Origin of the sequence: Pontibacter silvestris (assembly GCF_020907275.1) — a bacterium.
Lineage (GTDB): Bacteria > Bacteroidota > Bacteroidia > Cytophagales > Hymenobacteraceae > Pontibacter > Pontibacter silvestris.
Map to the genome: position 1 here is coordinate 168,225 of NZ_JAJJWI010000005.1, position 13,981 is coordinate 182,205.

12 protein-coding genes are annotated in these 13,981 nt (G+C 41.1%); 6 read left to right on the forward strand and 6 right to left on the reverse strand.

The window, feature by feature from the left end; translation table 11 throughout:
* Window positions 1–208 precede the first annotated feature (208 nt).
* The 3 genes from LN995_RS06410 to LN995_RS06420 all read left to right on the forward strand — a co-directional run bounded on the left by LN995_RS06410 (window position 209) and on the right by LN995_RS06420 (window position 3,396).
* Entirely contained in the window at window positions 209–1,003 is a 795-nt protein-coding gene (locus LN995_RS06410) for an alpha/beta hydrolase (protein WP_229959544.1), read from the forward strand.
* 84 nt (window positions 1,004–1,087) lie between these two features.
* Window positions 1,088–2,158 carry an alpha/beta hydrolase gene (locus LN995_RS06415; protein ID WP_229959545.1) on the forward strand — a complete coding sequence of 357 codons (1,071 nt, stop codon included), beginning with the start codon at window positions 1,088–1,090 and terminating at the stop codon, window positions 2,156–2,158.
* Window positions 2,159–2,490: 332 nt separating this feature from the next.
* Entirely contained in the window at window positions 2,491–3,396 is a 906-nt protein-coding gene (locus LN995_RS06420) for a class I SAM-dependent methyltransferase (protein ID WP_229959547.1), read from the forward strand.
* 230 nt (window positions 3,397–3,626) lie between these two features.
* Here LN995_RS06420 and LN995_RS06425 read toward each other — a convergent pair whose 3' ends face one another.
* The 3 genes from LN995_RS06425 to LN995_RS06435 form a co-directional block, all read right to left on the reverse strand.
* Entirely contained in the window at window positions 3,627–4,085 is a 459-nt protein-coding gene (locus LN995_RS06425; protein ID WP_229959549.1) for a hypothetical protein, read from the reverse strand.
* Window positions 4,086–4,378: 293 nt separating this feature from the next.
* Window positions 4,379–5,614, reverse strand: a complete 1,236-nt coding sequence (locus LN995_RS06430; RefSeq protein ID WP_229959551.1) for a multidrug effflux MFS transporter — start codon at window positions 5,612–5,614, stop codon at window positions 4,379–4,381.
* A 284-nt stretch (window positions 5,615–5,898) separates the two neighbouring features.
* On the reverse strand, window positions 5,899–6,090 hold the full coding sequence (locus LN995_RS06435) for a cold-shock protein (protein WP_229959552.1): 192 nt from the start codon (window positions 6,088–6,090) through the stop codon (window positions 5,899–5,901).
* Between the two features lie 238 nt (window positions 6,091–6,328).
* Between LN995_RS06435 and LN995_RS06440 the strand changes: the two genes are divergently transcribed.
* Together LN995_RS06440 and LN995_RS06445 are read left to right on the forward strand one after the other, a co-directional pair.
* Window positions 6,329–7,369: an aldo/keto reductase gene (locus LN995_RS06440; protein ID WP_229959554.1), complete on the forward strand. Its 1,041-nt coding sequence runs from the start codon at window positions 6,329–6,331 to the stop codon at window positions 7,367–7,369.
* Window positions 7,370–7,416: 47 nt separating this feature from the next.
* Complete coding sequence (locus LN995_RS06445; RefSeq protein ID WP_229959556.1) at window positions 7,417–8,550, forward strand: aldo/keto reductase; 1,134 nt, start codon at window positions 7,417–7,419, stop codon at window positions 8,548–8,550.
* A gap of 189 nt (window positions 8,551–8,739) precedes the next feature.
* On the opposite strand, the gene LN995_RS06450 is transcribed toward LN995_RS06445, so the two are convergent.
* Window positions 8,740–9,684, reverse strand: coding sequence for an NADP-dependent oxidoreductase (locus tag LN995_RS06450; RefSeq protein ID WP_229959558.1), 945 nt, complete (start codon window positions 9,682–9,684; stop codon window positions 8,740–8,742).
* 241 nt (window positions 9,685–9,925) lie between these two features.
* Between LN995_RS06450 and LN995_RS06455 the strand changes: the two genes are divergently transcribed.
* Window positions 9,926–10,075: a hypothetical protein gene (locus tag LN995_RS06455; protein ID WP_229959560.1), complete on the forward strand. Its 150-nt coding sequence runs from the start codon at window positions 9,926–9,928 to the stop codon at window positions 10,073–10,075.
* Window positions 10,076–10,290: 215 nt separating this feature from the next.
* Here LN995_RS06455 and LN995_RS06460 read toward each other — a convergent pair whose 3' ends face one another.
* Both LN995_RS06460 and LN995_RS06465 read right to left on the reverse strand, forming a co-directional pair.
* Entirely contained in the window at window positions 10,291–12,732 is a 2,442-nt protein-coding gene (locus tag LN995_RS06460) for a TonB-dependent receptor domain-containing protein (RefSeq protein WP_229959562.1), read from the reverse strand.
* 561 nt (window positions 12,733–13,293) lie between these two features.
* Window positions 13,294–13,917: a DUF3347 domain-containing protein gene (locus tag LN995_RS06465; RefSeq protein ID WP_229959564.1), complete on the reverse strand. Its 624-nt coding sequence runs from the start codon at window positions 13,915–13,917 to the stop codon at window positions 13,294–13,296.
* Window positions 13,918–13,981 lie beyond the last annotated feature (64 nt).

The window sequence follows — 13,981 nt, forward strand, 5'->3', positions numbered from 1 at the left end:
AAAGGGGAGTGGATTTAAAGATAAGCTAAAGCAATAGGAGACAATGCGTAACGCTTATGGTAACTTTTCCATCGATGCTTGGAGTAATTAAGCCTTGCTAGGAGCGAGGCCCGGATATAATGACCTTTTTGTAACGCTTTGGGCAGAATAAACAGTTTTTTTGTTTTTAGACACGTTAAATCCCTAAGATAAATAAAGCCAACTATTAATGTCGAAGAAGTTTGGAGTGATAACAATACATGGCATGGGCAATCAAAACCCGGATTATGCCAGTGCTTTACAAAATAATCTATATGAAAAGTTATCTGGTGAGATAATTCGAAACCTTTGTTTTAAATCAATATGGTATCATGGAGGTTTCCAGGCTCACCAGGATAAAGTGTGGGAGAATATGTTGAAGAGTGGCAGGCCTTTAGATCAGCAATGGCTGCGCAAGTTCCTCCTTAACTTTTTAAGTGACGCAGCCACTTCTGAGTTCAGGCCAGATGAGAAGGAAAGCTCTTACAGGAGAATACAACATACTATTCTTAGGCAATTAGATGCCTTGCGTATTGAGTTAGGAGACCAGGATCAACCAGTAGTCATCATAGCCCATTCTTTAGGTTGCCAGATCATCTCTAACTACATATGGGATGCTCAGCATAAGAAAGGTATTTGGCAAGGTCGGCAACCAAGTGAATTTCAGAAGTTAAGTACTGCCAGGTTGATGATTACGTCTGGGTGTAACATTCCTCTTTTTGTTTCAGGTTTAGAGAAAATAGAAGCAATACATAAGCCAAACGATTTGTTTAAATGGTACAACTACTATGACAGAGATGATATTCTTGGTTGGCCATTAAAACCACTGAGCCAGGGCTTCCAAAACGCTTATGATGATGTTGTGTCTGAAGACATAGAAATAAACACAGGCTGGACGCCCTTTAGCCATTCTGATTATTGGAAGGATGATAATTTTATAGCTCCAGTAACTGACATAATTAATAGCTTTTATGGAAGCTTGTGATTCTGTGAAGTAATATACTGTGCTTACTGTTTTAGCTGGAAATAAGAATAAACATTGCTTATCTTAGTCTAAACTTTCATAAACATGATTAAAAGAACACTTCAGAACAGTTTAGTTATTACATTCTGCTGCTTACTAGCATTTTCAGCACACAGTCAGGAAAGCCGGAACCAACAAGGTACAGTAGAGCGAATAAAAGTGCATGGAAAGGGATTGGAAGGAAACTTATCAGGAGATTCTCCTGACCGGAACGTTTCTATATACCTGCCTCCGAGCTACAAAAAAGACAGGAAACGGCGTTACCCGGTAGTGTATTTGTTGCATGGCTTTACCGATAGCGATGCTAAATTATATGGTTTCGAACCGCATTGGATGAACCTGCCGGATGTGCTGAACAAGGCATTTACAGGAGATAATGTGAAGGAAATGATAGTAGTAACGCCTAATGCGTTTACCCGCTTCCAGGGCAGTATGTATTCTAACTCAGTTACTATTGGTAATTGGGAAAATTTTGTGGCTAAAGAACTTGTTGCGTATATAGACAGCCACTACCGCACTATTCCAAAGGCAACAAGCCGTGGGTTGGCTGGTCATTCTATGGGTGGTTATGGCGCTATGCGTATCGGTCAGAAGTATCCTGAAATCTTTTCGGCACTGTACCTGCTAAGCCCTTGTTGCCTTGCGCCGGATAAGAATATGCCGCAGGACTCAGCTTTTATAGCACGTTTAGAGGCAGTCCAAACGCCAGCTGATCTTGGTAAAGCTGACTTCTTTACCAAGATATTGTTTGCCTCGGCTGCTGCCTGGTCTCCAAATCCTTCAAAGTCACCTTTCTTTATTGATCTACCCATCGAGAATGGGAAAGTTCAACCCTTTGTGATGGCAAAGTGGACGGCTAACAGGCCATTGGCTACAATTGATCAGCATATCTTCAATATCAGAAAGCTTAACGCTATTGCTTTTGATGCCGGTTCAGAGGATAAAGGTATTGCCGCAAGTATTCAGGAACTGGATAAGATACTGGACAACTACGGTATCAAATATTTCTATGAAGAATATGAAGGTGACCATATAAACCGTGTGGCAGAACGTATTGAAACGAAAATGGTAAACTTCTTTTCTGAAAATCTTTCTTTTAATCAGTCCAGGGAATAAAAGGTTTAGAAGTTTTCTAGAAGGAGTCTAAGCAATAGTAAGGTTTGCAAATAGGCTAGCTGCTTGTTTACATTAATAAAGAATTACAGTTCATGCAGGTGAAAGTTAGTTGCCGCAATACAAGCTAACAAGGGGAGCTTATCACTAACATAACAGCTGTAGCCAAGCTTTTAATTAATGATAAGCTCCCCTTGTTATAACAAAAGACTATAAATAACTGAAGCAAACATCCCACTGTTGTTATTCTCAGCTTTATCAGAATAAAAGGAAACGTTATGTTTAATTTTCAGATATTTATGTATATTACTAAAACATTAATGTTAGACTAGACTATGGCCAGCAAAACAGATCTAGATTTTACTTATACCACTATTGATGAGTTGTTCCGTTTAAGCTTGGGGGAATCAGCAGATTATAGTGGTGCCAAATATGATGGGGATTTCTCTATGTCCTTAGAAGAGGCGCAGCGGGCAAAGCATAAGTTCATAGCTGATAGCCTTCATATTGGAAAAGGTAGTAAAGTACTGGATATGGGCTGTGGCTGGGGCCCTTTTTCTTCCTATATTACTCAGGAAAGACAAGCACAAAGCATTGGGCTAACATTATCTGAAGGGCAGGCTAAAGCATGCCAAAAGAATGGACTTGATGTAATAGTGAAAGACTGCCGTTACGTAAAGCCGGAAGATTTTGGACAGTTCGATGCGATTGTCTGTATTGGTGGCTTAGAGCATTTCTGTTCTATTGAAGAATGGCAGGCAGGAAAGCAGGAGAAAGTATATAGCGACTTCTTCAAATCGTTGTATGATTTATTGCCGAAAGGGGGACGGTTTTATATGCAAACCATGACTTTCAGTAAAAATATGCCTGCTTTTGAAGATGTTTCAGTTGATGCCAGAAGAGGATCTGCGGAACATGTGCTGGCCCTGATGATAAAGGAATTCCCCGGCTCCTGGCTTCCTTATGGACCTGAAATGGTGATCAGAAATGCTGCACCTGGTTTTAAGTTGATTTCACAAAGCAGTGGCCGCTTAGACTATATAGAAACCATTGGTCAGTGGCGTAAAAGGTTCCGAAAGTTCAACCTCAGGAAGTATTGGCTATACCTGTCGCTTCTACCTAAATATTTAACAAATAAAGAATTAAGAAATCAGATAGAGGTATTTCGTATAAGTCCTAATCGGGTGTGTTTCGAACTAGAGGTTATGGATCATTATCGACTGGTTTTCGAGAAAGTATAAAGCAATAAATAGTTGTTACCATACCTGCTTTTCCAGTAATGTCTATTCAAATATAGCATCTTATTACCAACGGTAAAAAAGTATCTTCTTATAAAGTATCTTCTTATGGGGCTAACTATTTGAAGATACTTTCTTTGTCAGTTCTTAAACTAACTATTTTAGTTGGTGTTAGTTTGGTAGCTTCTAAAGATTTATCCTGTCTGTGAGATCTAAAAAAAGAAGAAGAGCTGTTATGTCAGACTCTCCAGGCGCTGCATAATTTCACCAATTAATTCCTCAGACCACTTTTGCGCAATATCCTCAGTTTCTCTTGGAGTCCATGCCTCGTAATATTGCTTTTCTGCCCAAACATTATTTTTGTTAGGCCCCACTTCATAAGTAGTAAGCATTAACTTGAAAAGAAGGTCTTTTGTGACATCAAAGGGAGGTACACCTGCTCTTTGGAAACCTTCCAGGCGGAGCCTCAAACCCATCTGCTGCACATTACCATTTTCAATGCTAATAGGAGTTTCATTGCTTGCATCAGGAGACTTTGTCCACGTGTCTACCAGCCTCTCCAACAAATAATCATGAAACAAAGGGATAACTTCAGTTAAATTTTGGTTGATATGTTCTGCCAATGCTGGCAACACTTTGTTGTATAATTGTAAGATACTGTCTTTATCCCGTTTATTTTGTGCTTCTTCCATTTGTAATAAAATTCATCTGAAATTGTTACTAGCAATATTTTGGTTTTAAAGGCTGTTAATGTACGACTCAACTAATAACCCACAACTATCATTCCCAACGTATAACCTTGCATGATCACATTATATGTAATCTGGAGGTGCAGGCTAATAAAAAGCAGAGGCTTTTTTACTTTTTACAAACAACTGGGTTTTATTCATTAAGATTGAGTAGCAATATATGATTATTCGATGGCAGGAGAAAAATAGTTAAAGCTGCTTTAAGGCCAAAGAATGAACCATTTAAGACTATACGATTAATGGATAGCACCAGCAGCAGAATTATTTACCTCGTATTGTAAACCTCTTGCTTTAATAATCTTCTGGCCAAGTAACAATATTAGCAGGGATATAAGAGCTGATGCGGCCATTACGCCAGCCATTGGTACGGCTGAGTGATTACTAAAGATACTGAGAATTACTGTGGCCAGGGCACCTACTCCCATTTGTGTGGCACCCATCAGAGCAGATGCACTTCCTGCGTTTTTAGTGAAGGGTGCCAACGACAGTGCAGAAGCATTCGGGAAAGTAAAGCCAAGGCAGCATAGAAAGAGAAAAATACAGGCGATAGTCGAAAACAGTCCCAGCCAACCAAACATAGTACCCACTAACAAAACTGATCCAATAAATAACTGACAAACTAGCGCTGTAATTATTATCTGCTCACTTCGATACCTACGAAGCATGATACTGTTCACTTGGCTGGCACTAATTAAACCAATAGAGAGGAATGCGAAAATCCAGCCATATTCCTTTTCATTTACCTGAAAGATCTCCATAAACAGCAGCGGGGAACCAGAGACATAAGCCAGCAAGCCTGCAAAAGAAACGGCCCCCGATAATGCATATGTATAAAACTGTGGTTCTTTAATAACCATTAAAAATTTTGAAAGGATTGGCCTGGGCTTAAGGGAATAGCTTGGGTCAGGCTTGCTGCTCTCAGGTAAGCCAAAGTAAACTGCAACCAATATAACAGCCGCCATACCTGCCAGAATTAGAAATACTGCTTCCCAACCAAAACCGGCCGTTACATAGCCCCCAACTGTTGGTGCAATCATTGGAGAAACTCCTACTACCAGCATCAGCAACGAAAATACCTTTGCATTGTCCTCTATCGGAAACAGATCCCGCACCATGGCTACAGATGCCACTGCAGCAGCACAGCTACAAACCGCCTGGATAAATCGCAGTACAATCAGTGCCTCTATTGAGGTCGCAAAAGCACAGGCTACGGAGGCTACCATGTAGCCGGCAAGGCCAATATAAAGCGGTCTTTTTCTGCCAAAACGATCCATCAGAGGACCATAGAGCAACTGGCCAGCTGATATACCAATAAAAAAGCTGGATAAGGACAGGGAAACTTCTGCAACGGTAGTTCTAAGATCTTTAGCAATGGCTGGGAAACCAGGCAAATACATATCTATAGAAAAAGGGCCCAGAGCAGTAAGAGTACCTAATATCAGAATGAGGGAAACGTATTCCTTTCGTGTCATAAAAGAAGAGATTGCTCCGCAAAGGTACAGATAAAAGCGTTAGTGAGAGTCACGCTAACTTAATTGATAAGCGTATTAACCCGTAGGTAAGGTCTCCAATATATTGGTTAATCAGGAACTTTCTCAACTAAATGAGCAATAGGAATTGAAGATAAACAGGTGGGGCGCTACTTCTGAAAGCGGTTTTCATAGCTGAGTAAACCTATGCTTTAGTAGCCTTGGGAGATAAAAAAAAGCCTTACGGAATGTAAGGCTTTCTCATAAACGACTCTTATATACTAAAACTAAGCGCGTTTTACGTTAATCGCGTTTAAGCCTTTTCTTCCATCCTGCAGGTCAAAAGTTACTTCGTCATTTTGTTGGATCTCGTGTACCAGTCCTGATACGTGTACGAAGTACTCCTGATCTGAATTTGTTTCTTTGATGAACCCGAACCCTTTCAGGTCATTAAAGAATTTTACTGTTCCGTTATTCATATTGTATTGTTAATTATACACCTACTACATATCTGGTGATAGATACGTTCATTATTAGCTTCAATAAACTGATAAATAATATTAAACACTCTCAGTTTGTAACAGACAGGTAAAATGAATTTAAAAAGTCTTGTGCCAACTCCTGAAAACTTATATAGGCATTACTGGTTTTCATTTTCCTGGCTAACCAATAAAAGTATATATCGTTTCTTAAATGACAATTATAACAATAAAAGAAATGGAATACAGACAACTAGGAGCATCTGGATTGCAGGTGCCGGTGCTCAGTTTTGGTACAGCCACATTCGGAGGTGGCAACGATTTCTTCAAAGCCTGGGGCAGTACCCAGGTAGAGGAAGCCACTCGTATGGTTAACCTTTGTATGGATGCTGGGGTTAATTTTTTTGACACGGCAGATATTTATTCAGAGGGACTTTCTGAAGAGATATTAGGTAAAGCCCTGGAGGGGCAGCGTGATAAAGTGCTTATTTCAACAAAAGGGACTTTTCCTTTCGGGCAAGGGCCTAATAACCAGGGATCATCCCGCTTTCATTTAACAAAGCAGGTAGAAGGCAGCCTGAAACGCCTTAAAACAGATTACATTGATATTTACCATATGCACGGTTTCGATGGCAACACGCCGATAGAAGAAACCTTGCGAACTCTGGATGATCTAGTACAAAGCGGGAAAATCCGCTACATTGCCGCCTCTAACTTTTCTGGCTGGCATCTGATGAAGTCTTTGTCCATATCGGAAAAGTATGGCTGGAGCCGCTATGTGGCTCACCAGGTGTACTACTCACTGGCCAACCGGGAATATGAATGGGAACTGATGCCGCTGGGGATTGATCAGAATGTGGGCGGAATTATTTGGTCACCGTTGTCTGCTGGCAGGTTGGGTGGTAAGTACCGACGTAACCAACCCTTGCCACAAGATAGCCGCGTAGCGCAAGGAGGCAGTCCTGTACCCGAAGCAGTTGTAAACGAAGAAGTGTTTTACAACACCATAGATGCTATGGATGAAGTAGCTGCCGAAACAGGCAAAACACTTGCCCAGGTAGCACTTAACTGGCTGTTGCAGCGCCCAACTGTCTCTAGTATTGTTATTGGTGCCCGTAACGAAGAACAGCTAAAACAAAACCTGGATGCCGTGGGCTGGAACCTTAACACTGAGCAGGTAAAAAAACTGGATGCTGCCAGTGAAGTTCCTACTATTTATCCTTATTGGCATCAGAGGCAGAATACTTCCCTTAACCCATTACCAGAATTTTATAAATAAGAAGAAGTAGTAAGTGCTACAGTGCTTTGCTATCAGATATTTTACCTATGACCACACGACGTAATTTTATTTCTACAGGTATAAAAGGAGCGGCAGTAGCCGGCTTGGCTCCTATAATTCCGGCTTTTGGTGCCTCCGCTGATTATTCTAACGGTGAAAAGATGCTTGGTACACAAACAAAAGGTAAATCTTCAGGAGCTTACCAGTTTCAGCCTTCCCAGCCTTTCGGTTTAGGCGGGGTAGCCATCGGCAACGCTTTCCGGCCAACTACTGATGAGCAGGCACAGGAAGCTATGGAGGGAGCCTGGGCTGCAGGAGTTCGTTACTTTGACACCTCGCCCTGGTATGGGCTAGGCCTTAGTGAACGCCGCTTTGGACATTTTCTTCATAATAAAAAGCGTGAAGAGTATGTATTGTCAACGAAAGTTGGTCGATTGCTTAAGCCCACGAAAGACATTCCGGAGACTATGTGGCAAGAACCATCTCCTTTTACTTATGAATATGACTATAGTGCAGCAGGGGTAAGGCGTTCGATAGAAGATAGTCTGCAACGGTTGGGAATCGAAAGCATAGACATTGTTTTTATCCATGATCTATCTCCTGATAATGAGGACATGGGGGAAAACTGGACAGAATACTTTAAAATTGCCCGGAGTGGTGCAATGCCAGAGTTAACACGAATGCGAGAAGAAGGCCTGATTAAAGCTTGGGGTTTAGGTGTAAATACCATTGATCCAATACTACGCACGCTGGAAGTGGCCGACCCAGATATCTTTCTTTCAGCAACCCAATACTCTCTGATGTATCATGAGGATGCTCTTAACCGCCTGTTTCCGGCATGTGACAAACATGATGTTTCTATCATAGTTGGAGCCCCGCTAAACTCCGGTTTTCTGGCTGGTATAGACCGGTATGATTATAGCGAGAAAATTCCCGAGGGGTACAAAGAAAAACGGGCGCGCATGACAAAAATAGCTCAGAAACATGGTATTGATTTACGTACCGCCGCACTTCAGTTTTCCGGTGCCCCTGCTACAGTTTCGGCTGTAATTCCTGGTACACGTTATGCCAAACAAGCCAAAGCAAATGTTGAATCTATGAACGTGAAAATACCTGCGAATTTTTGGATTGAGCTGAAAGAGCAAAAACTAATAGCAGCTAATGCACCTGTACCAAAATAGTAAACAGCTACTAAACAGGCAGCTATAGAGCTGCCTGTTTAGTAGCTGTTTACTATTTTGGTACAGAAAATGACATTGCTATAAACTGTTTTAGCTTTTTCTACTATGCGTGTAAAGGAAGTAAGGGTAAAACCCATGAAACCTTTACACCTTGCTAGTATTCTGTTACCTCTTCTATACTACTACTACTTAACTTACACGTATAATCACTTTGCCGTTCGTGGTTCTGCTAGCTACTTTCTCATGTGCATCAGCTATATCTTCAAAACCATAAGTTTGAGCTATGTAGGGTTTTATTTTACCTGACATCAGAAGCTCCGCCAATTGTGTTTCGTCTTCTCCACTTGATTTAACGCTATGGTTTTTTGCCTGAATATTTCGCTTCTTTGCCTCTGCCTTTACCTCGTCTGTAGCTCCTCTTAAAATGGAGATGATTTTGCCACCGTCTTTCATTGTTTTCAATGATTTACGAGTGTTTTCCTCTCCCAGAGAGTCAAGCACCACATCCACATCTTTTACCACATCCTCCACGTTCTGATTTTTATAGTCAATTGGCTCATCAACGCCTATTGATTTTAGAAAATCGTGGTTTTGTGCGGATGCTGTTCCTATTACGTAAGCTTGAAAGTACTTGGCAATCTGCACAGCAAAATGGCCCACACCGCCTGCCGCTGCATGAATAAGCACCCGTTGCCCCGGCTGAACATCTGCCTCATGCACCAGTACCTGCCAGGCAGTAAGTGCCGCCAGTGTAGTGGCAGCGGCCTCTTCAAAAGAGACCTGGGCTGGCTTATGTGCCAGGTGGCCTTCAGGGGCAGTCACATATTCGGCGTATGCCTTGCCATGCCCAGGAAAGTTGACCATTCCAAACACTTCATCGCCCGCTTTAAAGTACTCCACTTCGTCGCCTACAGCCTCTACCTCACCTGAGATGTCCCAACCCAGAATCAGTGGATTATTGTCTTTCAAAGAATCGTATGCTGCTTTGCCTTCCCGAGTTTTAGTATCTACCGGGTTTATGCTAATCGCCTTTACCTTTACCAACACTTCGTTTTTCTGTGGTACTGGCTTTTCAATCTCTTTTATCTGGAAGTTTTCAACGCCTCCCGGTTTTGGTAATATGATTGCTTTCATGTATGAAGTTTTTTTTACAGCTTCTTATTTTAAACTTCATAGAATGTAAAAGGTTATTTATTATAGAGTTAAACCTTGAAATGGAGCTCGTTCCCGTTTGTAGAAGGAAAGGCATTGATAGAATGAAGCATCGTGTACGTTGATCTGTAAGACCTACAGGCAAAGACTAGTGTAGACTTTAACTATTTAGGAGATATTGTTGGCAGGAATCAAAGTCAATGCCTTTTTATAACAGTTGGATATGCAAAGCCTGACGCAGTCTATTTACAGTTTAGCTGATGCAGTGGCAGATGCAAGTGGAATAGTAGTTTCTGCTGAGGTAGATGACCTAGATTATATTATCCAAAAAATGATGAGACCTATACCTGATTGTACAGGAGAGCCTCAATAACATTGTGAAGCATTCGGGGGCTACGCATGTTAAACTTATTATTATCAGAAATAAACACGCTCACCTTCCTGCTCTTCTGCTTTATGAAAAATGTAAACCCCCTTTTGCCTGAGATCAACACAGAATATTAAAGTGATAACTTGTTTCAGGATGAGATGATACAAAAAAAGCAGTCTGCATAAACAGACTGCCTTTAAAGATAAACTATTTACACGCTAATTTCCTGTTCTGTTCAGTTCCTCAAGATTTACATCTCGTTTCTTAGCTTCGAAGTCTTTGCCTTTGTTAAACCTGTACCGAATATTCACTCTCACACTTCTTGCCCCCTGGTACTGGTCTATGTTGTTAATGTTTCCTTCTATGTTGGTATTGACAACTAGTATGCGGCTTTTGAAAATATCAGTAAAGCTTAGGCTTAGATCCAGTTTATCATTCATAAATGAGCGCTTAAACCCTGAATCTACCCACCAGTTGTCTTCTACTTTATACAGACCATATACTGCAGGACCCTGATAGCCAGCGTTTATTTCCATTTTGATGCCAGCAGGTAATTGTATATTCTGGGTTGAGTTAGCCATAAAGCTAAGCTGATCGTTTAGAACAGATTCGGTGTTAAACTTATTTTTATAGCGTTGGTAGGTTAAGGTCGCGTTGTTATTCATATCCCATTTAGATGAGATTTTAATCGGGGCCACCAAAGTTGCACTAAGGTTCTCGAAGTTATCTACATTCTGTTGCTGAAAAACTGTTGTGTTATCTTCTTCGTTTTGCATAGGTACTTCTGCTATAAAATCTTCGGTAACTGAGTAACCTAGCACCAGATTATAAGACTGTTTTAAAGTGTGTGTCAGCTCAAAAGAATTGGTGTATTGCGGTCTCAGGTAAGGGTTGCCTTGTGCCCAGGTGTACGGGTCGAGATAGAAGATGAAAGGGTTAAGGTTTTCGTAGTAAGGTCTGTTTATTCTGCGGCTGTACTTGTACCCGATCTCATAGTTATCATTCACTTTCTGTTGCACAAACACACTTGGGAATAAGTTTAGGTAGCTTCTGTCTGTTGTCTCGTCGTTAGTAACAGAATAACCTTCAGACTCTGTTTGCTCTGCACGCAAACCAGCCTGCAGGCTCCACTTCTTACCAAAACTTGTGGAGTAGTTTGCGTAAGCGGCATAAATATTTTCTTTGTAAATGAAGTGGTTGCTTCTCTTATCATCCAGCATTTCTCGTGTATCTTCTACTTCGTAGAAAAGAAGCTCGTTGTCAGACGTTACATGGCTGCCTTTGGCCCCCAGTTCAAGTTTACCAGTTTTGCCTAATTTTTTTGTAAAGTCTACTTTAGCTGAGTAAATGCTATAGGTGGTAGGGTTGGTGCTTGTGAGCAACTCGTTAACTCGAACCGGAGGACTATAGTTAAGGCTGTCGCGTTTGTTAAAGAACCTGGAGTCGTCGTCGCTGCTGATATTAGCATAATCTATATCTGCTGATAAGGTGGTGCCAGTTGTATCAAGCTTACCCATATAGTGCAGGTTGAAGGTACCATTAAAATAGTCACCTTTAGCTCCGTTTTCAGCTCGCACAAAAACATTTTTTCTAGGGTTAAAATCACGCAGGTAAGAATCAGTGTAAAATGTCTGATCAGATTTCGAATAATAAAGGCTGGTTTGGGCACCAACGCTATGTTTATCGTTAATGTCATAGTCTGTGTTAAGGCGTATGTTGGGAGCAAAGCGTTCATTTTCTTCATAGCCATCCTGCTCAAAGTAGCTCTTTCTGCCTTCATTATTGAACACTCTGTACATGTCCATATCACGGTAACGCATGCGTTTGGCTACATCCAGACTGGCAGACGAATTCCATTTGCCGTTTTTGTAATTAGCACTTGCTCCTGATGTATAAGTGCTTAACTTGTTATATTGGTAACCTGCATAAACACTACCATTCAGACCGAAGTCAATGTTCTTTTTAAGGTTTATGTTGATGATACCAGATGCCCCTTCTGCATCATATTTTGATGATGGATTAGTGATAACTTCCAGATCTTTGATGTTTTCTGCAGACATACTTTGCAGCAGGTTCTGCAGGTCTTTGCCAGACAGGTAAGACTGTTTTCCATTGATCATGATCTGAACGCCAGCCTTACCATTAAGCTTAATGTTTCCGTCCTGGTCTATCCAAACGCCTGGAGATTTTTCCAGCACCTCGTAAGCAGTACTGCCTCCGGCCAGAGCAGTTCCTTCTACACTAACTACCATCTTGTCAGGGTGCGTGGTGATAGTAGGGCGCATCGCCTGAACAGTAACCTCACTGAGAGTTTTTGCATCAGTTTTAAGTCGTAGTGTACCAAAATTCTTTGCGAACTTTTCGTCTGTCACCTCAAAAGGCTCTGTTTGGGTTTGTTCATATCCTAAACCACTCAGTTTAAGGTAATACTTTCCTTTAGCTGGAGCTTTTATCTCAAAGTGGCCGTCCATATCGGCAATGGCTCCAGTTACAACAGATGAACTGGCTGCTTGCACAACGGCTACGTTTGCAAAGCCTACGGCCTGTTCTTTTTCATCTATCAATGTACCGCTCAGCATACCTGCTGTCTGAGCGAAGCTTGATAAGGAAATGCTTAACATACAGAAAAGCATAAGGAGGGAAGTGTACGATTTTCTCATAGTTTTATTTTGTTTAGCGTGTGTGGTAAGTGTTAATCAGTGTTTCAAAATTATTATATAGTACTTTGCAATGCAAGGTACTGTTGGTTTCAAAAATCGTATATTATACAAACATCCGTATTTTGTCTATGAATTCTTGTTAGGCTAAGACAGAAGCTTTAATAGCTCATTTCTGATACTTTTGTGTCTCCTTAGGTTGAGCTATTTTCATTCAAAAGCCCTTACAATGTTCTTAAAGCACTTTATTACTACAGTAACCGAAAGATGGGAGACAAGCGGGAGGAGTTGCCTGAGCAAATCAAGTACTATATAAACAGGTAGCTATTGCCCACAAACCAAAGAATTTACTAGACGAAGCTTTAAAATGAAGTGCCAGTGTACCTTTAGCTAAGGTTGTGTTAGTTTTAGCCGCCTAACGCAAAGAAAGTATGAGCCTAATCAGCAGTAAAAATAAAAGCCGCAGGTGTAGTAAGCGCTACACCTGCGGCTTCATAAAAAACATACAGCCCTAAGTAACACGAACTGCTACTTAGGGCTGTATCAGAGGCGTTATTTGAAATACTAATTCAATACTTCTTCAGTACTGCCACACTCCCGCATAGCATCACCAAAATATGGGTTTTCAATTTCTTTGCTTGCACTCATCCAGTACCCCCCCTCATTGTTTTGGGCCATTGGGCAGTGCTGGTAGTACAAAGTTCTTTCATTTGCACCATAAGCTTTGGCCAGGGAGAAAGTGGCTTCAGAAAGAAGCTCAAGGTTCTCACGCTGAGCAGCTATGTCGTTGGCATTGGCTATTTTAGAAGCACTTTGTTTTACCTCTTCTACTTTCTCTTCTGCATAAGCTTTATGGTCGCCTACTAGCGTGGCTACAGGCATAGACTGAGCGGCACTTAAAACTAAGTTAGCAGCTTCTTGTGCAGCCTTAGCATCAGCTGAAACAAGAGCATCCTTCACTTTAAGGTACTCATCTACCAACTGTGAAATATGTGTGTTGATAGGTTCAGCTACCGAAGTAAAGTCAGGCGTTTCAACAACAACGTTACTTGTCATTTCCTCCTCTTGTTGTTCTGTCTCAACGCTTGCCGTTGTGTCCTGCTGCGAATTTTCAGAGCAGGATGCAAATAAAAATATCGCTATTGTTGCTGTTGTTAATACAGATCTTTTGAATGGATTTGTTGTCATGATCAATAATGGTTTGTGGTTGTAAATTTAATTATTTCTGATTTATCAATATCTACTGTTATTC

Bases quoted from the DNA above. Each gene is read 5' to 3' on its own strand.
- LN995_RS06465 (WP_229959564.1), bottom strand. From the start codon at position 13,917: ATGACAACAAATCCATTCAAAAGATCTGTATTAACAACAGCAACAATA.
- LN995_RS06435 (WP_229959552.1), bottom strand. From the start codon at position 6,090: ATGAATAACGGAACAGTAAAATTCTTTAATGACCTGAAAGGGTTCGGG.
- LN995_RS06440 (WP_229959554.1), top strand. From the start codon at position 6,329: ATGGAATACAGACAACTAGGAGCATCTGGATTGCAGGTGCCGGTGCTC.
- LN995_RS06410 (WP_229959544.1), top strand. From the start codon at position 209: ATGTCGAAGAAGTTTGGAGTGATAACAATACATGGCATGGGCAATCAA.
- LN995_RS06425 (WP_229959549.1), bottom strand. From the start codon at position 4,085: ATGGAAGAAGCACAAAATAAACGGGATAAAGACAGTATCTTACAATTA.
- LN995_RS06450 (WP_229959558.1), bottom strand. From the start codon at position 9,684: ATGAAAGCAATCATATTACCAAAACCGGGAGGCGTTGAAAACTTCCAG.
- LN995_RS06455 (WP_229959560.1), top strand. From the start codon at position 9,926: ATGCAAAGCCTGACGCAGTCTATTTACAGTTTAGCTGATGCAGTGGCA.
- LN995_RS06420 (WP_229959547.1), top strand. From the start codon at position 2,491: ATGGCCAGCAAAACAGATCTAGATTTTACTTATACCACTATTGATGAG.
- LN995_RS06445 (WP_229959556.1), top strand. From the start codon at position 7,417: ATGACCACACGACGTAATTTTATTTCTACAGGTATAAAAGGAGCGGCA.
- LN995_RS06415 (WP_229959545.1), top strand. From the start codon at position 1,088: ATGATTAAAAGAACACTTCAGAACAGTTTAGTTATTACATTCTGCTGC.
- LN995_RS06430 (WP_229959551.1), bottom strand. From the start codon at position 5,614: ATGACACGAAAGGAATACGTTTCCCTCATTCTGATATTAGGTACTCTT.
- LN995_RS06460 (WP_229959562.1), bottom strand. From the start codon at position 12,732: ATGAGAAAATCGTACACTTCCCTCCTTATGCTTTTCTGTATGTTAAGC.